The 7,991-nt window shown below is 44.4% G+C and carries 7 protein-coding genes and 1 tRNA gene; 2 read left to right on the forward strand and 6 right to left on the reverse strand.

The features are described 5' to 3' along the window. Nucleotides 1-388 precede the first annotated feature (388 nt). From QAS77_RS08660 to QAS77_RS08685, 6 genes are all read right to left on the reverse strand, one after another. Nucleotides 389-584 (reverse strand) — tRNA-Trp (locus tag QAS77_RS08660). Between the two features lie 112 nt (nucleotides 585-696). Next, nucleotides 697-1,743 (reverse strand): nicotinate mononucleotide-dependent phosphoribosyltransferase CobT, encoded by a 1,047-nt coding sequence (gene cobT, locus QAS77_RS08665; RefSeq protein WP_250867551.1) that lies wholly within the window; start codon nucleotides 1,741-1,743, stop codon nucleotides 697-699. A 20-nt stretch (nucleotides 1,744-1,763) separates the two neighbouring features. Beyond that, nucleotides 1,764-3,200, reverse strand: coding sequence for a proline--tRNA ligase (gene proS / locus QAS77_RS08670; protein ID WP_305064972.1), 1,437 nt, complete (start codon nucleotides 3,198-3,200; stop codon nucleotides 1,764-1,766). A 57-nt stretch (nucleotides 3,201-3,257) separates the two neighbouring features. Further along, entirely contained in the window at nucleotides 3,258-3,923 is a 666-nt protein-coding gene (locus QAS77_RS08675; RefSeq protein WP_250867549.1) for a ZPR1 zinc finger domain-containing protein, read from the reverse strand. Continuing rightward, the gene (locus QAS77_RS08680; protein WP_172368164.1) at nucleotides 3,920-4,300 is read right to left on the reverse strand and encodes a cell division protein SepF; all 381 of its coding nucleotides are present in this window, start codon (nucleotides 4,298-4,300) and stop codon (nucleotides 3,920-3,922) included. Before QAS77_RS08680 ends, QAS77_RS08675 begins: the two co-directional genes overlap by 4 nt. Before the next feature lie 174 nt (nucleotides 4,301-4,474). Beyond that, nucleotides 4,475-5,023, reverse strand: coding sequence for an RNA-binding protein (locus QAS77_RS08685; RefSeq protein WP_331522526.1), 549 nt, complete (start codon nucleotides 5,021-5,023; stop codon nucleotides 4,475-4,477). A 478-nt stretch (nucleotides 5,024-5,501) separates the two neighbouring features. Here QAS77_RS08685 and QAS77_RS08690 point away from each other — a divergent pair, with 478 nt between their 5' ends. Together QAS77_RS08690 and QAS77_RS08695 are read left to right on the forward strand one after the other, a co-directional pair. Further along, a complete protein-coding gene (locus QAS77_RS08690) occupies nucleotides 5,502-6,623 on the forward strand; it encodes a KamA family radical SAM protein (protein WP_250867547.1) in 1,122 nt (373 codons plus the stop codon). Nucleotides 6,624-6,774: 151 nt separating this feature from the next. Further along, the coding region (locus QAS77_RS08695) for a class I tRNA ligase family protein (protein WP_305064976.1) at nucleotides 6,775-7,991 on the forward strand (1,217 nt) is incomplete at its 3' end.

The raw sequence follows: 7,991 nt of genomic DNA on the forward strand, positions 1-7,991 counted from the left end.
TTTAATTTGTTCATTTTTCACTTACCGCCCAATATTAGAATTAGACTATTCGTTAATAATACCCTCATATTTATCAAATTGAGTTTATACAAAGTCGTTCGTCCTTTGCATTGAACAACTATATACATCTAATGCACACAAGTCACATAAAATAAGTAAATTAAGGTAGTTCAAGATCATATTCCAAGAGATTAAGATGGAAATATCTTTGTAGCTGTGGGATGGAAGGATATCCACACCAAATTTTATCGAATAAAACCTGCAACACAAAAACGTTGTCTTGGAAGTGATAACGTGTGTAAAGCAATATTGATACTCTTGACAAAGTTAAACCTGGACAAAAGAAAAACTTGACATTATAATAGAGTAGTACAAGAAAAGAAAAACGTGGGGCTGGAGAGATTCGAACTCTCGATCGACGGGTCTCTCCGAACAACTGCCTTACGACAGTCAATTCTTAAGAACACACATCAGTGCTCCAACGGCTCTTCACCGACCCACTCCGTCGAGTAGATCTCAGTAGACCCGTTGTTCATCATTTATCCGCTGGAGCCCGTCGCCATTCCAGGCTAGGCCACAGCCCCGCAACCTTGCGATTACAACCCAAAGATACATCTTATCAGTGATATAGGTATCGGTTTAAAAACAAAAATGGTTCAAGAATGTAACAACTGCACACACTTCAACCCAAAACGATCATTCTGCATTGATAAGGTCAGCAAGTTCAAGACAGATCTTTTCGATCTCCTCACGGATAGTATCGACAGAAACTCCGAGAAGGCCTGCAAGATAAAGTGCCCCTCCGGCACCCACCCCTTCCTTCACATAACCAAGCTCATACTGCCTCAATCCTTTGTGGGAAGAATTACCAAAACGAGGGTCAATGGCGAACATATCAGCACCAAGGGCCTCAATGATCTCATTGAAATTAGCAGTCTCATCATTAGCGACATAACTTGTGGTCACAATGGACACATTACTAAGATCAGTACCCAGATGCTTCATGAAAGCATACACTGCGGCCATCTGAGTTCCGCCTGCAAGGATGACACGCTTACCTTTAAGGCCTGAAACAAGACCCGCCACAGCTGGCATCATCGGATCACCAAGACAGGCTATTGCGCGCATAGGATCCCCCTTAAGACCACCAGAAATGATACCCGATGCATCCATTGCCTCTTTCACGACCCTTCTCTTAAGCCCCACAGGATTCTCGGAAGAGCTGCTACTCACATTACTATCATACCCGAGAGCATCGAGAACGCCCATGGCAGTGGTCGTACCAGCAGGAGTACTCTCCCCTATTACGAACATATCGTGATCATCGCGAACCTTCTCGCCAACAGAAAGTGCAGCCTTGATGATGCCTTCAACATCATGCACCGCAACATCGTTCCGGATATCTTCCCCATACCTTGCACCAAGGTCCTCAAAAGGAACCTTAGGAGGTATCTTCAGACCAGAGTTCACAAACAAATGGGGAACACCTGAAAGCTGTAATGATGCACGTGTAATAAGCCCGGGGGTGGGAGTATTATAGGGAGGCGTCATCGGGATCACAGGAGTACTGATGATACCACCAGTCTCCACAAGCTCCGCGTCGCCTGTCGGAGTATAATCCGTAAGCTTAGCAGTCTTTCCTGCCGCAGACAACTTCTCGATATATGCAGTTTCCGTATTTCCCAATACACAAATGAATAACGGCTTTTCCGGTCTTTTATCGTTAGCTATCAGAGATCCCATATCAAATCACCCCGTCAGTATCAATAAGTCCTTGCCACGTAAACCCTTGTACGAGTTTCTTTGCTACAGATAGGACACTTGTAAGTACCATCCTCATCCATATCAGTAGGAATTCCAAGTATGCCTGCACCGGCCTGTTCATCCAGATCGAGACCACACTTTTCCTCACCACACCACGGGACAAGAGCAATTCCATCCTGCACCCTTTCCTTAACATCATCCACAGTGGAACAATCGAAGATGCGCTCGTTCAACTCAGCGGTCGCCTTTTCCAAAAGAGCTACCTGAATAATCTCGAACCTTGAGAGAACCTCATCCTTGATAGAAGACAGAGGCACCTGTTCCTTCTCGCCAGTATCACGTCTGGCGAGCATTGCAGCCTCGTTCTTCAGGTCCCTCGGACCTATCTCTATCCTCAAAGGAACGCCCTTCATCTCCCACTTATAATACTTGGAACCCGGACGTTTATCACTATCATCGATAGTGACCCGAACACCTGCAGCCTCAAGCTCAGCCTTCACATCATTACATGCATTGAGCACAGCTTCCGGCTCTTTGAAAATGATAGGTATGATAACAACCTGTGTCGGAGCGATCTCTGGAGGAAGCACCAGACCCTTATCATCACCATGGGTCGAAAGCAGAGTGGCAATGCACCTTTCAGAAACGCCGTAACATGTCTGATGAGCATAGACCTGTTCACCATCAATATCCTCATACTTGATATCGAAGGTCTTTGCGAAATTATCACCCAAGTGATGTGCAGTTCCTACCTGAAGCGTTTTCCCATCAGGCATCAACGAATCTACTGCAATAGTATAATCAGCCCCAGGGAACTTATCCCAGCTAGGACGCTTTGAAGGGAGCACAGGAATAGCAAGCCTTCTGTAGAACTCGATATAGAGCCTGATAGCTTCATCCACCTGAGAAGCAGCCTCATCCCAGGTTGCATGAACAGTATGCGCTTCCTTAAAAGAAGTTATCTCCCGGAGACGGATAAGCGGCCTAGTGTGCTTTGTCTCATACCTGAAGGTATTGACGATCTGATAAAGCTTCAATGGAAGGTCCGCATGTGAACGTACCCAGAGACGATACATAGGATAAATAGCGGTCTCACTGGTTGGACGAAGCGCAAGTTTCACATCAAGAGGAGTTGTACCGCCATTGAGAACCCAGTACACTTCTTCTTCAAACCCTTTGATATGTTCTGCCTCTTTCATGAACTCATTTTCAGGTATCAAAAGAGGGAACAGTGTTTCCTGGTGATCTTTATCAAGCAATCCACGGATAATATCATAAACATTCCTGCGAATGGAAAAACCGAAAGGATACCAGACATATGAACCTTTCACAGGATAACGTACATCCATGATCTCTGCGATCTGGAGCATATCATTATACCATTCACTGAAATTCTCTTTTGAAGGAAGCGTTGCCTCTTTTTCTTGTTCAGCCATAATGTCACCAATAAGATCGAAACGATTAAATTCGAATTTTTGAGCTAAATACAGGCATCATTTATAGTTATTTCCAATCGGCTGTATCTTATCAGAAGAATCGACTTCCATCTGGGAGGTATCAACATCAAAGACAACCATACCGCTATGAAGATCGCCCGCTTCTTCGGCTGAGAGCTTTCTGGATACAACTTTCTCAGAGATTATAGCACTGTTACCAAGAGGATCTTCTATAATGACGGTCAGAGGAAAATCGCCAGCAATAGCTTGTTCAAGCTGATCCTGTAGTTCCAGTCCACGTGCATACGCATCGGCATCATCTTTAACCCAGCCAGTAGCGGTCACGACAACCGACTGTACCCTTTGAAGAATGCCCTCAATATTGGTAACATATGAATCAGAAACAGAACCGGGCTCAACATCGATCCCGAGTTCAGGGATCCTTATGGTGCCTGAGGTCGAACGTATGACCCTTGCATTGAGATCCTCAAGTCCTTCTACCTTGAGCTCAAAACGCATAGGCTCTTTCTGAGCAAGTATCATTGTATCCGTGAACCTGAACCCACAGTTACAACAGGAAGTGGAAATGTACATAACTTCCCCGAAATAGGGAATTTCATCCCCCTGCCACTTAATGATAAGGTCTTCCTGGCAGAGAGGACAGGAAGTTCTGGTCTCAAATGATCTCGGGGACTCTGCCCCGGAACTATCTTCTGCGCTCAATACCTTCCACCAACTATCTTGGATCTGTCTATTCTGACACCTGTCGGAGTGACAAGTACCTGATCATCCTTAATACCTGCAATGTCCCCATGCACATCGATAACAACATCTTTCAGATCCTTAAGTGCCCTGTCAAGCATGAGTTTATCAGCCTTGATATTAGAGATATCGATCATAAGGATATTGCCATTATAGATCTCTTTCTTCAAGTCAGGAAGTTCATTAAGGTTCGTAAGTTCTGCCACCCTGATATAGGTCTCTGCAGGTTCATCTGCCATTTCCTGTTCAAATTTACCAAGGTCGAGCTCAGTATATTCATCAGCATCTGTCGCACCCTTTACTCCACTTCCAAATATTTTATCCATGAAATTTGCCATAGTCAGCACCTTTGTCCTAAGATTCGATTGAATGGATTTAGAATATATCTTTAATAATTCTTTTAATATTTAAGCCATTAGCTATTTTGATTTTCTGGCTTCGCATCAATGTTATAGGGTTTAATATGGATGTTCATCATATTTTAATGATAGCTTCCCATTCATCCTGAAATATCATGCCTCAAGGTTCCAAAGTTCATCCCCGACATAATGTATAGACTTAATAGCCTTACCTGACCTGCCCACCATCTCAGTCGCCGGCACAAGGGCACGTCCGATAGCAAGAGGCTTACCATGTGTTTCTTCAACGATAATAACAAGGTCGCCCTCATTCAGCCCATCATCAACTTTAACGATTCCCGGACACATTATATCAGCACCATTCACAACAAACTTCACAGCACCCGCATCAACAGTAACGACATTGCAATCAAGTCCCAATTCCAGCACACCCCTTACAGTAGGGAAAGATACCTCACCCATCTGGAAGAAAAGCACCTTGCCATCAACGATGATAATCTTAAAATCATCAGCCATAGCACTCTCAAGCTTGCATTCTGAAATACTATCAATAACATCCCCGAAAGTAGATCGAAGACTTTTAAACAATTTGTTCTTTGCAGATTTCCTTAGTTGAACCCTGGACTTTACTTTCAACTTATCACCTTTGATAATAAAACATGATTTTAACCATGCATTATAGCCCCGTATTGTTTTAAACATTTCGAACAGGAAATTGCAAAAAATAATGGAGCAGTATTCGAAAATAAACAGAAAGATAGCAATACCCCCTGCCAACCATCAGAATTGTTTTGGAGATACTGGTAAAAAGTAGAACCAGTGGCATAAAAAAAGGGAAATTATTATATAATCAATCGTAATAGGAGAGTTCAGAATTTAACAACTATATATTATCTGTAGTGTAATTTGTCTAAATCACAAATAGTTTCAAGGATTAATTGAAACCGCTGGCATAAGGCAGCTTTTCTAAAAAAAAACGGGAGGTATCGGCATAACTGGTGCTACAAAACGAGATTTCCGCGCATACACCCTTTCAAATTATAAAGAGATCCCACAGATACAGAATTTTACTCAGGAGCAGCAAGAGGATATCGAGATCGCTGCAAGGATATTTCCGTTCCGCGTTAATAATTACGTCATCGATGAGCTTATTAATTGGGACAATGTACCCAATGACCCAATGTTCAGACTTACTTTTCCTAACAAGGACATGCTATTGCCTCCTCACTATGAGGAGATGAAGCACCTTTTACACACCGGTGCATCGGAAGAAGAGGTCCAACAGGCAATACATAAGATACGTTTGACCCTGAACCCACATCCTGCAGGGCAGCTTGATAAGAACGTTCCCGAACTTAACGGCAAGGTCCTTGAGGGAATGCAACACAAGTATAACGAAACCGTCCTTTTCTTCCCCACACAGGGACAGACCTGCCATACATTCTGTACATTCTGCTTCAGGTGGGCACAATTCACCGGCATGAAAGACCTGAAGTTCGCCAGCCGGGAGATAGAGACGTTAGTATCATATCTACAGGAACATCCCGAGGTCAAAGATGTGCTTTTCACAGGAGGAGATCCTATGACAATGAGCGCAAATCTCCTGAAAAGATATATCGAACCCATCCTGGAAGCAGATATTCGCACGATCGAGAACATCAGGATAGGGACAAAATCATTAAGTTACTGGCCACAACGCTTTGTTTCGGACAAGGATAGCGAAGACATACTGTCCCTGTTCTCCAATGTTACCGACCACAACAAGCACATGGCCATCATGGGACATTTCAACCACCCGGTAGAGCTTACAACAGATACAGTCAAGGAAGCCATAAAGAACATACGTGCAACCGGAGCACAGATACGAACCCAATCCCCCCTGATAGCCCATATAAATGATGATCCTATCATCTGGGAACAGATGTGGAGAGAACAGGTACGGCTTGGATGTATCCCTTACTACATGTTCATGGTAAGGGACACAGGTGCAAACCACTATTTCGACACTCCTGTGGCAAAAGCATGGGAGATCTTCCAGGAAGCATACCAGAAAGTAAGCGGACTCGCAAGAACCGTACGCGGACCAAGCATGTCCACTGACCCCGGGAAGATAAATGTCCTTGGCACACAGGAAATAAACGGTGAAAAGGTCTTTGTGCTTGAATTCCTGCAAGGCCGTGATTGCGGATGGGTACGTAAACCGTTCTTTGCAAAATATTCCCCGACAGCCTCATGGCTTACCGACCTTGAGCCTGCATTTGGGGAAGAGAAGTTCTTTTTTGAAGAGCCAGGAACGATATAAGCATTTAAGGGGACATCTTTACCCCTGTTTCCATGCATATTACATTTTTTATAACATACGCCTATTTAACAATAATATTTAAATCTGTTACCGCATTAGGATGATACCTATACATAGCCAAGGAACTGGACATATCCAGGAGGGCACCATCATGATCAAAGAAGTTACTGACCAGTACAATGCCAAAGAGATCGAAACAAAGGTTCATGGATTTTGGGAGGCGAACAACGCCTACAGATCAGTACGTGAACACAGGAAAGGCGCTAAGAAATTTTATTTCGTGGACGGACCACCATACACCACAGGTCACATCCACCTTGGTACTGCCTGGAACAAGATAATCAAGGACAGTATCCTGCGTTACATGTCAATGAACGACCATGACATCCTTGACAGGGCAGGCTGGGACATGCACGGATTACCCATCGAGGTAAAGGTAGAAGGTGCCCTTGGTTTTGAATCAAAGAAGGACATCGAGACATATGGCGTCGGCAATTTCATTGAGAAATGTAAGGAGTTCGCACTTCGCCAGAAGGACGATATGACCGAACAGTTCCAAACCCTTGGTGTCTGGCTTGACTGGGAAGACCCTTACATGACGCTCAAGGATGAGTACATCGAAGCTGCATGGTGGACACTTAAACAAGCACAGGAAAAGAACCTGCTTGACACTGGAAAGAGAGTTGTCAACTGGTGCCCAAGATGCGAAACCGCAATTGCTGACGCGGAGGTCGAGTATGAGGACCGCGAAGACCCTTCAACTTATATCAAGTTCAAACTAAAGGACGAAGAGAACACTTTTGTCGTCATCTGGACAACGACCCCCTGGACCATCCCCTCCAACATTGCTGTGGCAGTCCATCCGGAATTCGAGTATTCAAAAGTGAAGGCTGTCAAAGACGATGACTCAACTGAGACATTGATAATAGCATCAGAGCTTGTTGAGAACGTGCTCAGAATAGGCAGATATGCAAATTATGAGGTACTCAGTACGATGTCAGGCAAGGACCTCGAGGGCACAGTTTACGAGCATCCACTTGCAGACCTTGTGCCTTTACAGGCAGAGATAGAACACAGGATATGCAATGCAGATTACGTTACAGCAGATAGCACAGGTTGTGTCCACATTGCGCCTGGACACGGTGTTGACGATTTTGAAGTTGGCGTAAAGAACGAACTCCCGATCTTCTGTCCCGTAGGCCCTAATGGTAGCTACACCAGTGAAGCAGGAAAATATTGCGGAATGAACATCCGTGACGCAAACCGCGTTGTTATGGATGACCTGCTGGAGAGAGGACTTCTCATGGCCGAGAGAATGATCAGCCACAGGTATGGTCATTGCTGGAGATGTAAAACAGCTATCATCTA

Origin of the sequence: Methanococcoides sp. (assembly GCF_030594565.1) — an archaeon.
Taxonomy (GTDB): Archaea; Halobacteriota; Methanosarcinia; order Methanosarcinales; family Methanosarcinaceae; genus Methanococcoides; species Methanococcoides seepicolus.

Coding starts and splice junctions, on each gene's coding strand:
- proS (WP_305064972.1), bottom strand. CDS start 3,200: ATGGCTGAACAAGAAAAAGAGGCAACGCTTCCTTCAAAAGAGAATTTC.
- cobT (WP_250867551.1), bottom strand. CDS start 1,743: ATGGGATCTCTGATAGCTAACGATAAAAGACCGGAAAAGCCGTTATTC.
- QAS77_RS08685 (WP_331522526.1), bottom strand. CDS start 5,023: ATGTTTAAAACAATACGGGGCTATAATGCATGGTTAAAATCATGTTTT.
- QAS77_RS08680 (WP_172368164.1), bottom strand. CDS start 4,300: ATGGCAAATTTCATGGATAAAATATTTGGAAGTGGAGTAAAGGGTGCG.
- QAS77_RS08690 (WP_250867547.1), top strand. CDS start 5,502: ATGTTCAGACTTACTTTTCCTAACAAGGACATGCTATTGCCTCCTCAC.